Source organism: Ruegeria sp. AE4 (genome assembly GCF_056542185.1).
Map to the genome: position 1 here is coordinate 50015 of NZ_JBQFZK010000007.1, position 19065 is coordinate 69079.

Annotated in this window: 17 protein-coding genes; 4 read left to right on the forward strand and 13 right to left on the reverse strand. The window is 55.6% G+C overall.

All coding sequences use genetic code 11. The features are described from left to right. Positions 1 to 30: 30 nt before the first annotated feature. The 4 genes from ACR0EK_RS11055 to ACR0EK_RS11070 are packed head-to-tail and all read right to left on the reverse strand — an operon-like array spanning position 31 to position 6279. Entirely contained in the window at positions 31 to 1305 is a 1275-nt protein-coding gene (locus ACR0EK_RS11055) for a bifunctional folylpolyglutamate synthase/dihydrofolate synthase (protein ID WP_480899960.1), read from the reverse strand. Continuing rightward, positions 1302 to 2234: an acetyl-CoA carboxylase, carboxyltransferase subunit beta gene (accD, locus tag ACR0EK_RS11060; protein ID WP_480559863.1), complete on the reverse strand. Its 933-nt coding sequence runs from the start codon at positions 2232 to 2234 to the stop codon at positions 1302 to 1304. The genes ACR0EK_RS11055 and accD overlap by 4 nt, the downstream gene beginning before the upstream one ends. A gap of 60 nt (positions 2235 to 2294) precedes the next feature. Continuing rightward, positions 2295 to 3179 carry a CPBP family intramembrane glutamic endopeptidase gene (locus ACR0EK_RS11065; protein ID WP_480773666.1) on the reverse strand — a complete coding sequence of 295 codons (885 nt, stop codon included), beginning with the start codon at positions 3177 to 3179 and terminating at the stop codon, positions 2295 to 2297. Next, a complete protein-coding gene (locus ACR0EK_RS11070; protein ID WP_480773665.1) occupies positions 3172 to 6279 on the reverse strand; it encodes an ABC transporter transmembrane domain-containing protein in 3108 nt (1035 codons plus the stop codon). Before ACR0EK_RS11070 ends, ACR0EK_RS11065 begins: the two co-directional genes overlap by 8 nt. A gap of 250 nt (positions 6280 to 6529) precedes the next feature. On the opposite strand from ACR0EK_RS11070, the gene ACR0EK_RS11075 reads away from it, so the two are divergent. Together ACR0EK_RS11075 and ACR0EK_RS11080 are read left to right on the forward strand one after the other, a co-directional pair. Further along, positions 6530 to 7291 carry a DUF6478 family protein gene (locus ACR0EK_RS11075; protein ID WP_480773664.1) on the forward strand — a complete coding sequence of 254 codons (762 nt, stop codon included), beginning with the start codon at positions 6530 to 6532 and terminating at the stop codon, positions 7289 to 7291. A gap of 11 nt (positions 7292 to 7302) precedes the next feature. Next, positions 7303 to 7662 (forward strand): hypothetical protein, encoded by a 360-nt coding sequence (locus tag ACR0EK_RS11080; protein WP_480773663.1) that lies wholly within the window; start codon positions 7303 to 7305, stop codon positions 7660 to 7662. A gap of 137 nt (positions 7663 to 7799) precedes the next feature. On the opposite strand, the gene ACR0EK_RS11085 is transcribed toward ACR0EK_RS11080, so the two are convergent. The 7 genes from ACR0EK_RS11085 to ACR0EK_RS11115 form a co-directional block, all read right to left on the reverse strand. Continuing rightward, positions 7800 to 9140, reverse strand: coding sequence for a S41 family peptidase (locus ACR0EK_RS11085; RefSeq protein WP_209507125.1), 1341 nt, complete (start codon positions 9138 to 9140; stop codon positions 7800 to 7802). A 6-nt stretch (positions 9141 to 9146) separates the two neighbouring features. Next, positions 9147 to 10277, reverse strand: coding sequence for a murein hydrolase activator EnvC family protein (locus ACR0EK_RS11090; protein ID WP_480483694.1), 1131 nt, complete (start codon positions 10275 to 10277; stop codon positions 9147 to 9149). Beyond that, on the reverse strand, positions 10274 to 11791 hold the full coding sequence (gene gpmI / locus ACR0EK_RS11095) for a 2,3-bisphosphoglycerate-independent phosphoglycerate mutase (protein ID WP_480899954.1): 1518 nt from the start codon (positions 11789 to 11791) through the stop codon (positions 10274 to 10276). Before gpmI ends, ACR0EK_RS11090 begins: the two co-directional genes overlap by 4 nt. A 103-nt stretch (positions 11792 to 11894) precedes the next feature. After that, positions 11895 to 13565, reverse strand: a complete 1671-nt coding sequence (locus ACR0EK_RS11100; RefSeq protein WP_480899952.1) for a sulfatase-like hydrolase/transferase — start codon at positions 13563 to 13565, stop codon at positions 11895 to 11897. A gap of 73 nt (positions 13566 to 13638) precedes the next feature. Further along, positions 13639 to 13875, reverse strand: coding sequence for a (Na+)-NQR maturation NqrM (gene nqrM / locus ACR0EK_RS11105; RefSeq protein WP_267366293.1), 237 nt, complete (start codon positions 13873 to 13875; stop codon positions 13639 to 13641). Between the two features lie 14 nt (positions 13876 to 13889). Continuing rightward, complete coding sequence (locus ACR0EK_RS11110; protein WP_480899950.1) at positions 13890 to 14915, reverse strand: FAD:protein FMN transferase; 1026 nt, start codon at positions 14913 to 14915, stop codon at positions 13890 to 13892. A gap of 66 nt (positions 14916 to 14981) precedes the next feature. Beyond that, on the reverse strand, positions 14982 to 15167 hold the full coding sequence (locus tag ACR0EK_RS11115) for a hypothetical protein (protein WP_480483690.1): 186 nt from the start codon (positions 15165 to 15167) through the stop codon (positions 14982 to 14984). Positions 15168 to 15289: 122 nt separating this feature from the next. Here ACR0EK_RS11115 and ACR0EK_RS11120 point away from each other — a divergent pair, with 122 nt between their 5' ends. After that, entirely contained in the window at positions 15290 to 15814 is a 525-nt protein-coding gene (locus ACR0EK_RS11120; protein ID WP_480483689.1) for a CBS domain-containing protein, read from the forward strand. Between the two features lie 2 nt (positions 15815 to 15816). On the opposite strand, the gene ACR0EK_RS11125 is transcribed toward ACR0EK_RS11120, so the two are convergent. After that, positions 15817 to 16581 (reverse strand): metallophosphoesterase family protein, encoded by a 765-nt coding sequence (locus ACR0EK_RS11125; protein WP_480899948.1) that lies wholly within the window; start codon positions 16579 to 16581, stop codon positions 15817 to 15819. 184 nt (positions 16582 to 16765) lie between these two features. Here ACR0EK_RS11125 and ACR0EK_RS11130 point away from each other — a divergent pair, with 184 nt between their 5' ends. After that, complete coding sequence (locus ACR0EK_RS11130) at positions 16766 to 17779, forward strand: NAD-dependent epimerase/dehydratase family protein (protein WP_480899946.1); 1014 nt, start codon at positions 16766 to 16768, stop codon at positions 17777 to 17779. A 54-nt stretch (positions 17780 to 17833) separates the two neighbouring features. On the opposite strand, the gene nqrF is transcribed toward ACR0EK_RS11130, so the two are convergent. After that, positions 17834 to 19057 (reverse strand): NADH:ubiquinone reductase (Na(+)-transporting) subunit F, encoded by a 1224-nt coding sequence (nqrF, locus tag ACR0EK_RS11135; RefSeq protein WP_267365752.1) that lies wholly within the window; start codon positions 19055 to 19057, stop codon positions 17834 to 17836. Positions 19058 to 19065 lie beyond the last annotated feature (8 nt).

The window sequence follows — 19065 nt, forward strand, 5'->3', positions numbered from 1 at the left end:
TCCCCCGGAGTATTTGCGAAAAGATGAAGCTTAACCGTTTTCGCGCAGGATGTTTCCGGCAAGATAAAGGGAGCCGCAGATCAGGACACGCGCCTGTGGGTCTTTGTCCGTGATTGTCTTCAACGCTTCCGAAACACTTGCAGCGACTGAAGAAGGCAGGCCAACTTTGGTGGCAGCGGCGGCGGTTTCTTCGGCGCTGAGCGTGGCCGCCTCGCCCGGTATGGAGACGGCGGTCAGGCTTGCAACCTGTCTTGACAGTGGCGCGAGATACCCAGTCACGTCTTTCGTGTTGAGCATACCGCAGATTATGTGCGTAGGGCGTTGCGGCATCTTTGCCAGCACATCGGCAAGCGCGATGCCTGCGGCCGCGTTATGCCCTCCATCCAGCCACAGTTCGACCTGGGGGGCTTGCTCGGTCAGCGGACCGGTTTTGAGACGTTGCATACGCGCGGGCCAATCGGCATTGGACACGGCAGCCTCGTAGGCAGTGTCACCCATTGAAAGATGACGCAGAACCGCCAAGGCAGCACCGGCATTCTGGAACTGATGTGCACCCAGCAGGTTGGGGAGCGGCAGATCACGCAACCCGGTTTCGTCCTGATAGATCAAGCGCCCGTTTTCTTCATGAACGTGCCAATGCTGGCCATGTACAAGTAGCGGTGCGCCCAACCGGGCGGCTGTGTACTCGATCACCTCCAGTGCCTCGTCTTCCTGCGGGCCGACGATGCATGGCACACCGGGTTTGATAATGCCCGCCTTTTCGGCGGCAATCTTTCCCAGGGTGTCGCCCAGATACTGTTCATGATCGATTGAAACAGGCGTAATGACTGTCACCGCCGGTTCATCAATCACATTTGTTGCATCCAGCCGTCCGCCCAAACCGACCTCGAGCAGAGTGTAATCCGCTTTGCAGCGAGAGAAGGCCAGCAAGGCAGCGCAGGTTGTGATCTCGAAATACGTGATGTTTTCGCCGCCGTTCGCCGCGTAGCACTCATCCAGAACCGCGGTCAGGCCGGGTTCCGAAATCAGTTCGCCCGCCAACCGGATACGTTCGTGAAATCGCGCTAGATGGGGCGAAGTGTAGGCATGAACGGAACGCCCTGCCCCTTCCAAGCCCGCCCGGATCATGGCCTGGGTCGAGCCTTTGCCATTGGTCCCGGCAATATGGATAACCGGTGGCAGCTTGAGCTGCGGATTGTCCAAGGCGGCCAGCAATCGCCAGACGCGATCCAAGGTCAAATCAATGATCTTGGGGTGTAGCGCCATCATCCGGTCGAGGATGGCGTCAGATGTCTTGGTGTTCATTTTTTCCCGGTCTCTTCGGCCTGCGCGACCTTGGCCGTTTCATCCGGTGCCGGTGCTGGCAGGTCACCTTTGATCGCCGGCGGTTGGTTCATCAGCATCCGGGTGATGGTGATCAGTTCGTCACGCATCTCGGTACGTTTGGTGACACGGTCCAGCATCCCGTGATCCAGCAGGTACTCGGCCCGCTGGAAGCCGTCGGGCAGCTTTTCGCGAATCGTCTGCTCGATAACTCGGGGACCGGCAAAGCAGATCAGCGCGTTCGGTTCAGAGATGTGGACATCGCCCAACATCGCATATGACGCCGTCACACCACCGGTGGTGGGATGGGTCAGCACAACGATATAGGGCAGATTTGCTTCTTTCAGCATTTCGACGGCCACGGTTGTGCGCGGCATTTGCATCAGGCTGAGAATGCCTTCCTGCATCCGCGCTCCACCCGCTGCCGAGAACAGGATCAGTGGGCGCTTTAGCTTAACCGCTTCTTGAGCGGCCGCGATGATCGCGTTGCCCACATACATGCCCATTGATCCGCCCATGAAGGAGAAATCCTGCGCTGCTGCAACGATTGGCGTGCGTCCGATTTCGCCTTTGGCAACCAGCATCGCCTCTTTTTCGCCGGTCTTTTTCTGCGCCGCTCGCATACGCTCGGGGTATTTCTTCTGGTCGCGGAAATGCAAGGGATCTTCTTTTGGCGCTGGCACTGCAACCTCAGTGAAAATACCGCCGTCGAACAGGTGATTGAACCGCTCGCGTGGGGTAATCGCCATGTGATGGTCACATTGGGTACAGACGTTCTGATTTTCCGCTAGTTCACGATGAAACAGCATCGTTCCGCACTCGTCACATTTCTGCCAGAGGTTTTCGGGCACTTCGCGGCGAGAGAAGATCGAGTTGATCCGGGGGCGGACGTAGTTTGTGATCCAGTTCATGTCGGAACCTTGGCTTGTGCGGTGTTGACGTCAAATAAGACGCCACGGGAAGAAATGCAATCAACGCCTGATCGCAAGCCGCGCCGCCAGCCAGCATACGAACATCACCGCCAAATCCACCAACAGCCAAGGACGAAGCTGTTCGGCGTCAGATGCATCGAACGGAAGCGAGAAAAGCGCCAGCCCGCTCAGATTATCCGGCAAGGAAACGAACAATAATGCGATGATGTTATTGAAGAAATGCAATGCGATAGCTGGCCCCAATGTACCTGATCGCGCTGTGAGATCGGATGCAAGCATCCCAAATATTAATGCCCACAGCACAAACAGAATTGCATTTTCTCCTGCCAGTTCCGGTGTGTAATGGCCAGCGGCAAACAAAACAGACGGTATCCCCATCCAAATGACGGGCGATTGAAACCTGGCGGCAAGGGCTTGCTGAATGTACCCTCGAAACAGAACTTCTTCGGCGCTGGTCTGAATCAGGACAACCAATACCGAAACCGGAAGCAACAAGAGCCATGTTGAAAATGGCAGATTCTTTGACAGAGCTCCCCCCAAACCGTAGGGCGGTAGCAAGACACCGACAGCGCCCAAGATAAGCAGGGCTTTCAGCACTTTCAGAAATTGGGCCGCAACCAGACCCCGCTGGCCGAAAATTGATCCCAAGGATCGGTGCTGCAGCTGACGCGCGGCCACTGCCACGCCAAGAATGATGAACCCGAAACTGGCCAGCAACAAAAGCAGCGCCAAAGGTGTGCTGCCTTGCAAAAGTTCCTGAGCCCACTTCGCTGAGCCCAACCCCGCAACCACGGTGAAAAACACCAGGTTCAAAACACTGACCAAAACGGCGATCAATGCCAGCCCCAGCAATAGACGCCAGAGTTCGGGTTTGGCGCGGGCTGTTTCGACCAAACGCGCATGAGCTGAATACGCACTAGGCATTCTTACCAATACCTTCCTGCGCCGTTTCATCTGTCACGGGCGGAAACATGTCTTCGGCGTTCTGGGCCACGCTGATTCTGTTCGAAAGCGTCGTCAGATACCCTGCAACTGTCTGCAGCAACTGCAAAGCGACCGAAGCATCGCTTTCAACAACGGCACGCAGCTCTTCCGCGCCAATACGCAAAAAGCTGCTATCTTCCGTCGCGACCAGATCCAGCTGCCTTGGTTCCCCTGTAATGATGGACAGGTCTCCGATAAGCCGACCGGGTTCTATGATCGAGATTGTACGTTTCGTTCCATCCTCGTTGGACCAATCCAGTTTGGCCTGTCCTGAAATGCACAAATAGGCCGCATCCGGCGCCTGACCGCGGGAAAAGATGACTTGCCCGGCGCTGGCTTCGTACCATTGCGCCGAAAACGCCAGCAGCCTCTGGTTTCTGCCATCCAGGCCTGAAAACAACTGCGTTGCTGACAGGATCTCGAGTTTCCGGCTCAGATCGTCCGACGTGCTGTCCTCATGCGCTGGTCTGCTTCGCGAGACGCCGTCGATCCGTCCATCCTTGATTTCCACAAACAAGTCATAGGCTTCGGGATGTGCAAAATGATCCTCCATGAATATCATGATGGAATCGGGCAGCAGTTCCCGCAGTTTCAGGCGCGTGCGCAACCGGCTTTCCGAGTCGTGGCTGGCTAGTGCCTTGTCCAGGATCAGGATGTCGGGGCGTTTGATGCCTGCGCGCGAAAAAGCGGCACGCTCCTGAAACACGGTTGGAAGGTTGTTGCCGCCCAGCCCGGACGGAAGGTCATAAATAATGGCCGCTGCCCGACGGCGCAGACCGGCTTCGTTCATGGCCTCTGCAACGATGTCTTCGATATCTTCGGCATGGGCACCCGCCATCAACGATATCCGGCCATAGATCGCGTTCTCCATCACGGTCAAGCGCGGCACATAGATGTCAGGCGCTACAGACATGAACAAACCGTCCATGGCACCACGCAACCGTTCAGCCTGGGTCTTGCGGATAGCAAGAATTTTTTCCTTGTATTCCTCTGGGAAATCCGGGCCGATCTGTTCCGCGGTCAGAAGGAAAGGCACTGTCAGTAGCAAGGCGCGCTCCTGATCGCTCAGCGCGGCATTCCCTTTGGCTTTGCGCCGGTCCTGGATGTCGAGCAGCCGATGATACATGTCCTTTGACATGCCAAGCCGCAGAAACAGAGGATGGTCAGCCCCGTCTCGCCCAAATGTCTTGCCAAGAGTATCCATGACAGCATTCGATATGCTGATCGCGTCATCTGCCAGATCATGGGTGCTGAGCAATTGCACGAACCGCGCGTCTCCGGCCAGAATGTCTGGAGATATGTCTCGCGACGGTGCCGCGAACAACAGGTTGCCCCCAAGCGGGACGGCCGGGTTAAACTGGTTTGGATCGAACCTATAGACATAACGATCCAATCCTTTTTCTTTCAGCCGTTCTGCGATGGTTTCTCTCAGCCTGACTATTTCCTGTGCCAGTACAGGGTGTATTTCTGGATCAAACTGGGAGCGCAGAGTGCGCCGGAACATGAACTCGTCAATCCCCATGGCTTCCACCAGCTGGAACCACCAGTCACGTATTCCATCAATATCGTCCAGACCGGCAAGCCCCGGATCGATCCACTCATCTTCCAGCGAATCCGGTGGGTTACCCGCCCGAACAGACTCGATCTGACGACGGGACGGGGTTCTTATGGCATCTGCCTCGTGCTGCGGATGGGTGCGCAACGGCATCATGAGGTTATCGCCCAAAGTCCCATCAAACAGATAGGGGCGTGAATAGGCATACCCGATCCGGGCCGCGATAACTGATTGGTGCAATTCGTCCAGCTTGTGGCCAGCTATGACCACATCCCCCTGAACAGGCAGAACCTCGCGGGTCAGCAACTGGCCCAACGCACTACGTTCCGACGCATGGGTGGATTGAATTGCCACACGCGCGCCCCGCGGGATGGTCAGATCAATGTCTTCCAGAATGGTTTTGCCATCGCCATCGCGAACGGTCACATTGCGCAATTCGATATCACCGGTCAGATGTGGGATGGTTTCCGGCTCGCCGATGAACAGCTCTTCGGGGATCATGTTGTCCGGGGCAAATCTTTCGGTGACCACCTCCCACCGCAGGGACATGTCCTGTACCTGGTTGTAGTAGGTCAGAAGGTCTTTCCAGGGCCCGCTTAGGTCTTTGTACGCGCCCAACGCGGCAACCAGTGCACCTACTGTCACCTCGCCCGTGATCGCCAGGTATCCGCCCACCGAATAAAACAGGAATGGCGTCATCTGAGTGATCAAATTGTTCAGGAACTTCATAAAGAATTTCTTGTTGTAGATCTTGAACCGGATCTCGAACAAGGTCCCCAGCCTGTGACTGAACTGCGCCAGACGATACCGCCAACCGCCATTCGTGCGCAGGTCACTGATGCCCGCCGCACTTTCCCCGATTTCCGAGCTCAGACGCCGAACCTCCTGAATACGATCCTTGTTCAGCAAGTTGATCTGACGTTGTAGCTTGGGAATTAACCAGGCCTGAAGCGGGATCAGCGCGATGCTTGCCAGACCGAACCAGATGCTTTGCATGAACAGAAAGGTGACGATTGTCATCATCTGACCAAACTGAAACACCGGTTGCGCGATCGCATCCCCCATAAGGCCGCCCATCGGCTCGGCCTCGGATGTGATCATCGAGACCAGCTCTCCTTGGCTGGTGGTAGCAAAATAGGATCTCGGGAACCGCATCGTGCGTTGAATCAGGGTATAGCGAAGACGGCGCAGCATGCGTTCGGACAAGATGCCTTTCATCGTATTGATGCGCATCTTCATCAACCCGCTGGCAATTACAGTAGCCAGAAATGCAAAGCATAATATCATCAGGTACTGAACCTGAGACACTGTGATGCCCCAGATTGTCACCGTATCGCCTGGCGCACCGATGGCATCGTTGATTATTTGTTTAGGCAGCTCCAGCGACGCATACAGAAACGGGAAAGACAGGACCGTTAACAGCAGCAGGACAAGTTGCTGTTTTTTTGAATGCTTCCAAATAAAAGAAAATAATGTGGGCTCCATAGCCTGGCCTTATCGATAGCTGAACTGATGTTTGGCTGTTCAGGGGTAACCCATTTTTAGGAAACAGACGGTAAGCATTGACCCGACGTATTGCAAGAATTGACGGGGTCAGGCTCCTAATCCGGCACCTATCTTTTTTACGCTTAGCCACCAACCGGAAAACGTAGCGCTCAAGTAGTGTTTTTGTGATTGCGGGTTTATTCCTACTCATTTCTTTGACTAAAGAAGGACATTATCGGACGAAGAGACCATGCGCAGGATTCTGGATCGCTATATTCATCGCCGGACGCTCGGCCGCTGGCGCCGGGCCGTGCAGCAGGCGCCAGATTCAGCGCAGGCCGAGTTGCGGATGAAACGCGATCAGGCGCGCAGTCTGCGTGGACAACTGGATCGCCTGATCCAACTGGCGGATGCGCGCTTGCTCCGCCCGAAAATAGGATCAACTCAGTTTCACCGGCCTGTCGGCACCGACTGGAGCTGGCGACCCGACCTGTGGCGCGCGCCGTTGTTGCAATCCGGCATGGCCTCTGTTCCCCGTAAAACGGTAATGGACGATCAGGTCAGCTTATTTCACGACTGCCCGTTGACCGAAATCGCTGTGCGGCAAATCCGCAACCGGGGGGCAAGTGATCTGGCCCCGTTCAGTCTGGAGGTCGAGGTCTTTGGCTTCGAGGGGTCGTTCCTGTCGGTATCAATCGATTTGCCGCGTGAGGTCGCCCGCGACTTGACACGCGAGCATCTGATCCGGTTGGAAACTCTGATTGACTGCGAGAAACCGTCTGGCGCGTTTGCACGTCTCAATGTTCAGCACGGGCCCAACATGGAGCAGGTTTTGCGGCAGCTAGACCCTTCTGAAACCGTGAACGCAGTTGATTTCGACCTGGCTCACCTGCCCCTGAATGAACGTCGGATCGAAAAGATCTGGCTGGATCTTATTTTTGAGAAACCGCAGATGAACCGTATGAGTGTGCGAGACCTTACGTTTTGCCGCTTCCATCGCGCGGACTTGTGAGACGATCAAAGATGACACAACCATCCCTGACTTTCATTCAGTTCGAAAACGGTATTTGGCACGGCCATGTTGAGGCCGAACGGCAACCAGAGTTGGAGGTTCGATATCTGGGCAAAGCTCTGGAGAGTGTTGAGCTTTCACCTACAGACAACGGATGGAATCTGTATGTGCAGGTACCCGTCACAGCCCTGTCCGAAGGCGTGCACAGCTTCGTCATAGTCGACGCAGGCAGTGTCGATAAAATTGGGAGTTTCTCCATAATAGCAGGAGAGCCCGCCGCCGATGATCTCAGGGCGGAAGTGGACCTTTTGCGCGCGGAGCTGGATATGCTGAAACGCGCGTTCCGACGGGTAAGCCGCGGAGACGGCTGAAACGCTTGCGAAATCGGATCATCCATTCGGTTATGCGCACTCTGCGCGGCGCCTTCGGATTGCGCTGCTGGATGATGAAATGAAATCTCGCGAGACAGAAAGAAAAGGGCCGCGTTGTACGCGACCCATTGGTTTGGTTATTGGGACGGCCCGTGCGGGGTGAACGCTGACAAGCCTTTGAGGATGTCTATGGCATATGCCAGTTGATAATCCTCTTTCCTCAGCTCAGCGGTTGCTTCGGCCCTTGCACGATCTTCCTCGATCTGGCGGATTTCATCCTCGCTCAGGCTGTCATTGTTCAGACTGCCGCGCAGGTCAGCTTCGGACCGGGTACGCCCGTTGCTCTCTTCTTCTTCTTCTGCAGGTGCAGGGCGAGGCTGTTCAACAATGATGTCCGGGCTGACGCCAAGGGCCTGGATTGATCGTCCTGATGGCGTGTAATAGCGCGATGTGGTCAGGCGCATAGCGCCGTCGCCGCGCAGCGGCATGACCGTCTGCACGGATCCTTTGCCAAAGCTCTTGGTGCCCACAACGATAGCGCGGCGATGATCCTGCAATGCACCGGCCACAATCTCGGATGCCGAGGCCGAGCCGCCATTGATCAGCACCACAATTGGCTTGCCTTCAGCCAGATCCCCGGGGGTGGCGTTGAACCGCTCACCCTCATTCGGGTCGCGGCCGCGCGTGGAAACAATTTCGCCTTCGTTCAGGAACGCATCCGAGACTTTGATCGCCTGAGTCAACAGGCCGCCTGGGTTGTTGCGCAGGTCCAGAACAAAACCGTTCACCTTGTCGATGCCACCCGCTTCGGCAATCTGTTCCTGCAATCCTTCCTGCAGGTTCGGGAAGGTCTGGTCGTTGAACGTGGTTACACGCAGCACGACACTGGTGCCTTCGGTCCGTGCGCGCACAGCGGTCAACTTGATTGTATCACGGATAATAGTGACATCGAAGGGATCAGGCTCACCCTCGCGTACGACGGTGATGATAATTTCGGATCCGACCGGGCCGCGCATCAGGTCAACCGCTTTGTCCAGCGTCAGGCCCAGAATACTTTCGCCGTCCACATGGGTAATGAAATCCCCGGCTTCGATTCCGGCTGCGTCGGCGGGGGTATCGTCAATAGGTGAGACGACTTTGACAAAGCCTTCTTCCTGCGTGACTTCGATACCCAACCCACCAAACTCACCCCGGGTCTGCACGCGCATCTGTTCGGCGTCGTCAGGAGAAAGATAACTCGAATGCGGATCAAGCGATGTCAACATGCCGTCAATGGCCGCCTCGATCAGTTCTTCGGGCTCAACCTCTTCGACATACTGGGCGCGAATACGTTCGAAAATGTCGCCGAACAAATCCAGCTGTTCATAGACGCTTGCCTTGTTCTCGGCCTCCTGCGCCAGCAGGGGTCCTGCGATCTGAGTTGTTGCAAGAATTCCTGCCACAGTTCCAGCCAGACCGGCCACCACAAATTTCTTCATACGCGTTTATCCATCCTTGTCGGTCCGAAACCACGATTCCGGGTCCACGGGGCGATTGTCTTCTCTTACCTCTATATAGAGCGTTTCTGAGCGGTCAGTTCCAGTGCCATCACTGCTTGTTGACAAAATTGCGCCGATTTCCGGCATTTCACCGGGCATCAGACCAACTGGTGTGCCCTCTGGGATCACCTGACCGGTCCGGCCATAGACCTCCTGCAAACCGGAAAATACGAACAAAAGTCCCGATTGAGGTTCAAGTATTATCAGGTTCCCCAGGTCCAGCAGCGGCCCGCGATAGCGAATTGTCGCAGCGGTTGGCGATGTGACCAAGGCGCGCGGGCGTGTCCCCACGATCAGGCCGGGGCGCGTGACACCAGCGGCGTCCGTTTCACCGGCCTTGTGCAGCAAGATGCCCTGTACCGGCATTGATATCCGGCCTTTCCTGTCCAAGACGCTGGCATTGCTGTCGAGGATCTCTCCCTCCGAGATCTCGGACAGACCACTTGCAAAACCATCCAGTGTTTCGGTCGACGAGATCAGAATGGCCGTACGTACCGGGTCTTCCACGAAACGGCGGGGCAAATCCGTGCGGTCGGCGATTGCCTCGCTCAGACGGGTGCGGGCCGCCTGAACGCCCGTCAGACCCTCTGTCAAAGTTTCCGAGGCCTTTTGCTGCAAGACACGCAATGTCTGCACTTCATTTAGGTCCTGCGCCAGTTCCTGCGCGCTGGCGTTCAGGCCGGGGGTGACCTCGGACAGCATAATACCCGCGCGGGCAGCCCCCAACGGGCCGGCGGGATGTAACATCAAAACGGGTGGTTCAGTCGTTTCAATGGTTTGCAGAACACCGAGCAATCGCCGGATTTCCTTTTCGCGCGTCCGCAAGTCGGCACTCAGTTGCGCCTCGCGGGTAGCCGCTTGGCGCAATCCCACCCGCATCGCACCCAACCCGGCCTCATAGGCATGGATCGTCTCCGTAAGAGCATTGACCCGGTCCCGGGCACTTTCGGCTTCGGATAACGCGATGGACGCCTGTTCGAGCATCTGCGCTGCATCCAAAGCAGCCTTGGAAGCGTCTGGCTGGGCCAGCGCCGGCAAGGCCAAAAACAGACACACTGCCAGAGCAGCCGGTTTCATGACAGCAGGCTTTCCCCGGTCATTTCCGGGGGTTTAGGCAAACCCATCAGTTCAAGCAGGGTCGGGGCAAGATCGGACAAACGTCCTTGGCGCAATACAGCACCTTCTGGCCCGCCAACCAGCGCTACGGGAACAGGATTAAGCGTATGGGCCGTATGCGGGCCGCCGGTCACAGGATCAACCATGACTTCGCAATTGCCGTGATCGGCCGTGATAATCATCGCCCCCTTGACCTTTTCAAGAGCCGCAATGACTTGCGCCAACCCCTGATCGACGGCTTCACATGCTTTGATTGCGGCATTCAGATCACCTGTATGACCAACCATATCGGGGTTGGCATAATTTGTAACAATCAGGTCATACCCGCCTTCGATGGCTTCGATAAACTTCGCCGTAACCTCTGCGGATGACATTTCGGGCTGTAGATCGTAGGTCACCACTTTCGGCGAGCTCGGCATAAAGCGGTCCTCACCTAGTTCGGGCGTCTCCTTACCGCCATTCAAAAAGAACGTAACATGCGGGTACTTCTCGGTTTCCGCCAGTCGGAACTGACGGAGCCCTTGTTTGGCGACCCATTCGCCCAGCGTATTTACAAGCGTGCGCCTTGGAAAAACCGTGGTCATGTAAGCATTATGCCCGTCAGAGTACTCGACCATGCCCAGCAGTGCTGAAAGCTTCGGGCGCGGTCCTGTCGCGAACTCGGAAAATCCGGGCTCTCCGATGGCGCGCAGGATTTCACGTGCACGGTCAGCGCGGAAGTTCAGGCAAAAGAAACCGTCGCCATCATGAATACCGTCATATCCCGTCAATACGGTTGGTGTGACAAACTCGTCAGATTCGGACTGGTTATAGGCGTGATCAACCGCGCCATGGGCGCTGCTGGCTGTTCGGCCCTGCCCGTTGACCATTGCAGCATACGCTTCACTGACACGCTCCCAGCGATTGTCGCGATCCATGGCAAAGTACCGCCCGCTTACGGTGACGATGCGTGCGTTTTCGGGCAAGCGTTCTTCCAACTCAGCGATGTAAGTCAGAGCTGACCTTGGCGCGACATCACGCCCGTCCGTCACTGCGTGCAGTGCAACCGGGACACCGGCATCCGTTATGGCAGTGGCTGCGGCAAGGATATGGTTCAGATGACCATGCACCCCACCATCCGAGATCAACCCCATCAGATGTGCAGTACCGCCAACGGACTTAACACTGGCGATGAAAGCTTGCAGAGCTTCGTTTTCAAAGAATGTCCCGTCTTCAATGGAAAGGTCGATCTGGCCCAGGTCCATGGCGACCACACGCCCTGCCCCGATATTGGTGTGCCCGACCTCTGAGTTGCCCATCTGCCCGCTAGGCAGACCCACATCGGGGCCGTGGGTGATCAGGGTTGAATGCGGGCACTCAGACATGATCGCGTCAAACGTCGGCGTGTTTGCCAGATAGGGTGCGTTGGCTTTTGTGTCCTCGGACAGGCCCCAACCATCAAGAATACACAGGACTACAGGTTTGGGGGTGGCCATTGATGTACTCCATTTGCTGCTCTTGGGTCACCTTCTATCCTTTGGACTTCGACGGGTGAACCGCCTTTTGCAATGATGTACAATTATAACCAACACAGAGGTGTTAGTCCTTCAGATAGCTTTGGAAAGGGCGCGCCTTGCGATTGCGGTATTTGACTGTCAGATCCAGTGGTGCATCGTTTTCATCATAAACGCCCAGAACAACACCCCTGCCCCGGCTTTTGGTGCGCATTTCAATCAATTGCTGCTCGGACCGGGTCGTGCGCTGTGACGCCCGCCGCGTCCAGGCGAACAGGTGCTCGTACATTTCGGCGATTACACCGGCATGTTCGGCGCTGTCACCCAGATCGTTCAACTCATCGGGGTCGTTTTCCAGATCGAACAGGATTGGCCGGTACCCACCTTCACAATGGATCAGTTTCCATTTCTTACTTGCGACCATGAACATCACCGCATCGCGGACCGACATGTCCAAAACATTTGCGATTGGCGAAGCCGAGTAGTCATATTCGCAGATCACCACATCGCGTGGCAACGCGTCCACCTCCCCATAAAGGATGGGCAGCAGTGAGTGACCTTCCAGAATATGCGTCGCCACTTCCCCACCAGCCGCGTCAACAAAGGTCGGTGCAAGGTCGATGGATTCTACAAGCGCATCGCTGACAGTGCCACGTATCGCATCCGCCTCGGGCGACGGGTCATAAATGATCAACGGCACTCTGGTTGAGGCATCGTGGAAAAAGGTCTTTTCCCCCATCCAGTGATCGCCCAAAAAATCACCGTGGTCTGATGTCAACACGATCATCGTGTTTTCCATCCGCCCGGTTCTCTCCATCCAGTCCAACAGGCGGCCCATCTGATCATCGGCTTGCTTGATCAGCCCCATATAGGCCGGGATAACCGCCTCACGCACATCCTGCCGCGAGAAGGTCTGGCCGATCTTTGTGTCCATGAAGGCTTTGAGCACGGGATGCGCATTCTGACGTTCCGCCTCGGATCGCACCACAGGCAATACATGTTCCGGCCCATACATCGAGGCGTATGGGTCCGGTACGATGTACGGCCAATGCGGCTTGATAAAGCTCAGATGACAGCACCACGGGCCATCATGCGTTTCCATGAACTCGATCCCGCGCCCGGTCAGATAGGGCGTTTCGCTGTCTTCCTCGGCAATATTCGCGGCTTCGGGTGAATTCTTCAGAAACCAGCCAGACAGAACGTTCCCATCCGCATCCAGTCCGGAATTGGCAAAGTCATGCCAGGGATTGTCACTCTCATACCCCTTTGCTTTCAGGAACTTGTTGTATTCCTTTGCCCCGTCCGGGTCATAATACCCATCCGGACCTTCGGGCAGCATACCGTCATCCCGTTCATATACGTCAAACCCACATTCGGCGACGCGCGCACCTATCAAGCTGTCAGGTTCCAGACCAAGCCGCGCCATCCCTTCGGCGTCTGCACGCATATGGGTTTTGCCGACCAGCCAGCAATCCATCCCCGCCTTACGCAGGTGATCACCCATCGTTATCTCGCCGACTTTCAACGGAATTCCGTTCCACGACGCGCCGTGAGAATGCACATAGCGCCCTGTGTAGGTGGACATGCGAGAGCTGCCGCAGATCGGTGATTGGATATAGGCGCGGTTGAAGCGCACGCCTTTGGCAGCCAGACGATCGATATTTGGAGTATGCAGATGTGGATGGCCGTAGCAGCTCAGATAATCCCAGCGCAGCTGGTCGAACATGATGAACAGGATGTTTTTTGCCTTGGCCAAGTTGACGCCCTTCCCCAAAAGTCACGAGGGCCTAGTTAGCCCCTTCTGTCCGCAGAACGAAGCAAAACCTGCGTCAGGCCTGACGGTCCATTTGTTCCAGCATCTTCTTGGCGCGTTTACATTGCAGCTTGTCGCGCAGTGGGCTGTCGGGGTCGATGTCTTTTTGGCAGACAACGCATTTGTCAGCGCCCGAGATCGCGTTTAGACCACCGCAGCTGCCTTTGATGGTCTTTCCCATCAGCATGACACCCAATGACATGCCCACCATGACGAGAGCGAGAAGAATGAAGGCCAGAATAAAGGTACTCATCTCAGCTCCAACAGTCAGTTCAATCCCAGCGCGTCTTTGAACGCCGCACTATGGGCAGTGATATAGGCATCTTCGCCGCCTGTCACATCCCGCGAGATGAAATACACGGCAAGTTTATGTTTCTCCGCCAAAGCAAGACCTTTTTCCTGACCCAAGGCCAGCATGGCTGTTGCCCAGGCATCGGCCATCATCGCGTTTTCGGCCAGCACGGTGACCGAAGTGGTGCGGTGCGTGATCGGGCGGCCTGTTGTCGGATCGATGATATGCGAATAGCGCACACCATCTTTTTCAAAGAAGTTCCTGTAATCGCCCGAGCTGGCCATACCCCGGTCATCCAGAGAAACGATCAACTGGATAGTTTGCGAACCCGTTTCAGGTTTTTCGATGCCAATGAGCCACGCTTCGCCCTTGTCATTCTTACCCTTGGTCACAAGATCGCCGCCGATTTCAACCAGATAGTTTTCGATGCCAGCGGCCTGCAAGGTTTCCGCAACAGCGTCAATTCCATAACCTTTTGCAATCGCCGAAAGGTTAATGCCCACACTGGCGTTTGACTTGGCAAGCGTGCCAGCATCTGTATCGAGCTTCAGCAGGCGGCCCTGACCTACACCGCTCAGCGCGGTGTTGATATCGGCATCCGATGGCACCGGGTCCTCGGGTTTGCGTGGGCCAAAACCCCAAAGTTCGATCAAAGGGCCGAGGGTTACGTCGAAAATGCCACCGGATTTTGCGTGCACTTCGTTCGCCGCCGAAAGAACCAGCGCAAATTCGTCGGAAATAGGCATTGGATCTGTGCTGGACGACGCGGAAAAAACGGAAACCTCGGAGTTCGGATCCCAGTTGGACATCTTGGCATTCACGGCTGCCAGCTTTTCACTGACAGCAGAAGCCAGTGCGTCTTCGTCAAGGTCTTCGCCAATTGCGGTGATTTTGTAGGTCGTGCCCATTGTCTCACCAGACAGACGGACCACTTCGGGTTCCTTGTCAAAAAGACAGCCTGAAAGAAGGGTGAAAAAGGCCAGCACGGGTAAAAGACGCATTGGGCTATCTCCGGGACATTCTGTGCCCGGCATATGCCAGCGGTCCCCGCCAGAGTCAAATTGGCATTACAGTTTCAGCGGAAGGAAACCCAACAGCAAAAGACCAGTTCCGGCCGGAATACCAAACAACCACGCGCGTTTGCGCCACCCGGGCTGCTGTTGCTTCCACGCCATGCGAAAGTTGTGACCGCACACGACAGCCGCAAAGAAGATCAGCGCGGCAACCGGGGGCGTAAGATAGAGTTCATTCAAAGGCTTAAGCTCCCTTTGCTGACCTGCGTTCGGCCAACTCGTGCAATTGTACCCTATACAGGTCGTTTAGCTGCGCTAAGGTGAAAGGGAAAGACTTTGCAAGAACCAAAAGGAGATTGCCCATGGCTCCAACCTCTTACCAGTCGCCGTCGCGCGGTGACAAGGCTGACAAGACAACCTACAGCCAATCAGCGGAATCAAACCTGTCGCATTCGCAGACGACCGTGGCCAAGTTGCTTGAGGGTAAAGGGGATGCGGTGTTTTCGGTGCGGCCTAATGATACCATCCATTCGGTGGTGAACACGCTCAAGGAAAAGCGGATTGGCGCTGTTCTGGTGACAGATCAGAACGGGGCATTGCAAGGGATCTTGTCGGAACGCGACATCGTGCGTCGCATGGCCGATACGCCCGGACAGACCCTGCCACAGTCGGTCGAAGACCTGATGACCAGGGATGTAAAGGCCTGTACGCCCGAGGATACGCTGAATGACGTGCTGAAAACCATGACCGAAGGGCGTTTCCGCCATATGCCGGTTCTGCGTGATGGCAATTTGTGCGGTGTCATCACTATCGGTGACGTGGTGCATTTCCGTCTGAGGGAATTGGAGTATGAAGCGCTTCGCATGAAGCAGATGATCGTAGGATAGTTTCAACCGGTTGAAAAAAACCTGACACTGCCGCCGTTTATTTCAGCGGCAGTTAATCTGCCTGAGGCAAAGGCACCTGTATCGATCGACACAACCCGGTTTCTAATCTGGGGGTGGCTTACAATAGTATGACCGTGAACAACCCATTGCGCGTCGCTGCGTGCAAGCCGTGGAAACATCGGATGACCCCAAAGACAGATCTGGCGATCCTGGGATTGAATGGATTGCCGCGGATCAAGTGCCGCGTGGACAAAGGTGACGTTGCCGCTGGTCCAGGTCAGCGGCAGATTTTCAAGCCAGTCCAGCAAGCTGTCGCCCATCTTGTGCCGCAGACGCTCTGCCAGTTCAGGCAGATGCTTGCCACTGTCCAACTCGTCGGGACATTCGAGACCGAAAGATGCCAAAGTTTCCGCTCCGCCGTTATGAAACCAAAGCCTGGCGTATCGTTCCGGGTCGTTTACAAACTGCAGCAGCATCTCTTCGTGATTGCCAAGCAGGCATTGAACCCGCCCGTCTGACGCCTCACTCAGGTGATGCAAATGCCGCAGTACCTGCGCGCTGTATGCCCCCCGATCGATGTAATCGCCCAGAAAGACCAGTGGGCTTTGATCGTCGAGTCGTGGCAAAACCGCCTGAAGCAAATCAAGACGGCCGTGAATATCACCGACAGCTGTCACCTTTTCCGCGGGTGCCACGTCGCATGGCATCGCATTGGTGCTTTCCTTCGCCGCGGATTGGAACCGCCGTCTGATCCAGTCTTTTATCATGGCATTTGATCCCTACCCGCCCTGCGTAGTGGTCGCAATCAACAACTGTTTGAGTAGGCAAGGTGTTGACCACGAGCCTTAGATTGTCCGATATGGCCCGCAGGATGTTCGCAAGCAGTTGATCTGATGATAGGATCAACGCCTTTCGATCAGCGATGAATTTGCAGTGAGTTCTGAGGGTTTTATGAAACGAGTTTTGATTACAGGTTCTGCCGGGTTCATCGGATTCCATCTGGCCAAATTGCTTCTGGCAGAAGGGTTTCAGGTACATGGCTATGACGGGATGACCGACTACTATGATGTAACCCTGAAACAGCGTCGACATCAGATACTGCTTCAAACCCCGGGATTTACGGCAACTGAAGACCGTTTGGAAAACTTTGACCGTCTTGTGCAGGTCGCTGAGGAGTTTCAGCCCGATGTCATCGTCCATCTGGCCGCGCAGGCAGGCGTGCGGCACAGCCTTGAATATCCTCGCAGCTATATCGAGTCGAACGTTGTGGGCACGTTCAATGTGATGGAAATCGCGCGTCAACATAAAGTGGAACATCTTTTGATGGCGTCGACCTCATCAATCTACGGTGCAAACGAGGACATGCCGTTCATCGAAACAGAAAAAGCCGACACCCAACTGACGATCTACTCCGCCACTAAGAAGGCGAATGAGGCGATGGGGCATTCCTATGCCCATCTGTGGGATTTGCCGACCACCATGTTTCGATTTTTTACCGTTTACGGCACTTGGGGGCGCCCCGATCTGGCCTATTTCAAATTCGTCGCTGCGATACTGGATGGCAGACCAATCGACATCTACAATCATGGCGACATGTATCGCGACTTCACGCATGTAGAAGACCTTGTGCGTGGGATCAGGTTGCTGATCGATGTTCCGCCGGTCCGCCCAACCAGCCGCGCGGATATCGAAGATGGTGACAGCTTGTCGCCCGTTGCACCGTACCGCATCGTCAACATTGGCAACGGAGACAAGGTGCGTCTGATGGATTTCATAGAAGCCATCGAAGAGGCTGTTGGCCAGAAAGCGGTCAAAAACTTTATGCCAATGCAGATGGGCGATGTTCATGCCACCTGGGCTGACAATCAGCTGTTGCAGCGGCTGACGAATTATCGCCCGCAGACCGACCTGAAGGACGGTATCGCACAGTTCGTCGCCTGGTATCGGGACTATTACGGAAAATAGGTCGATCTGGCGCCGGAATGAAAAAACCGGCGCACTCAGCGCCGGTTACTTTAGTTACCCGCCAAAATCGTCGAGCATGATGTCTTCGCGATCCACGCCCAGATCCAGCAGCATGTTGATAACCGACTGGTTCATGATTGGCGGCCCACACATGTAGTATTCACAATCCTCGGGTGCCGGGTGGTTCTTGAGGTACTCTTCGAACAGAACGTTGTGGATGAAGCCGGTATAGCCTTTCCATTCATCCTCGGGTTGGGCATCCGACAGAGCGACATGCCATTCAAAATTGTCGAACTCTTCCGCCAGTTGGTCGAAATCCTCGACAAAGAACATCTCTTTCTTGGACCGCGCACCGTACCAGAAACTGATCTTGCGGTCGCGGTTCTCAAGGCGTTTGAGCTGGTCAAAGATGTGGCTGCGCATCGGTGCCATACCGGCGCCACCACCGATGAAGACCATTTCCTTCTTGGTTTCACGTGCGAAAAACTCGCCAAATGGACCCGAGATTGTGACTTTGTCGCCCGGCTTCAGGTTGAAGATGTAGGACGACATCTGTCCCGCCGGAATTCCTTCTGAGCCCGGAGGCGGTGAAGCAACCCGGACGTTAAGCATGATCATGCCCTTTTCATCCGGATAGTTGGCCATCGAATAGGCGCGCTCGATAGGTTCGTTCACAACTGACTCGTATTGCCACAGATTGAAGCGATCCCAATCCTCGCGATATTCTTCCTGCACGTCGAAATCAGTGTATTTCAACTGATGAGCGGGCGCTTCGATCTGGATGTAGCCCCCGGCGCGGAAATTCACGTCCTCACCTTCGGGCAGGTCTAGGGTAAGGGCCTTGATAAAGGTCGCGACATTATCGTTCGAGCGGACGGTGCATTCCCATTTCTTGACGCCGAAGACCTCTTCTGGAACTTCGATTTCCATGTCCTGCTTGACCGCCACCTGACAGGACAGACGGTCGCCACAGGAGGCTTCGCGCTTTGTTATATGGCTTTCTTCGGTCGGCAGGATCGAACCACCACCCGAATGCACTTTCACGCGACACTGGGCACAGGTACCACCACCACCGCAGGCTGACGGAACAAACAGTTTTTCGGCCGCCAATGTTTGCAGCAGTTTGCCACCCGCCGGAACCGAGATAGTCTTTTCACCATTGATGGTAATGTTGACGTTGCCGGTCGACACCAGCTTGGAACGTGCAGCCATAATGATGGCCACCAGCGCCAGAACGATCAGGGTGAATAGGACAACGCCGAGCGAAAAGGTTTCCATTCTCACGC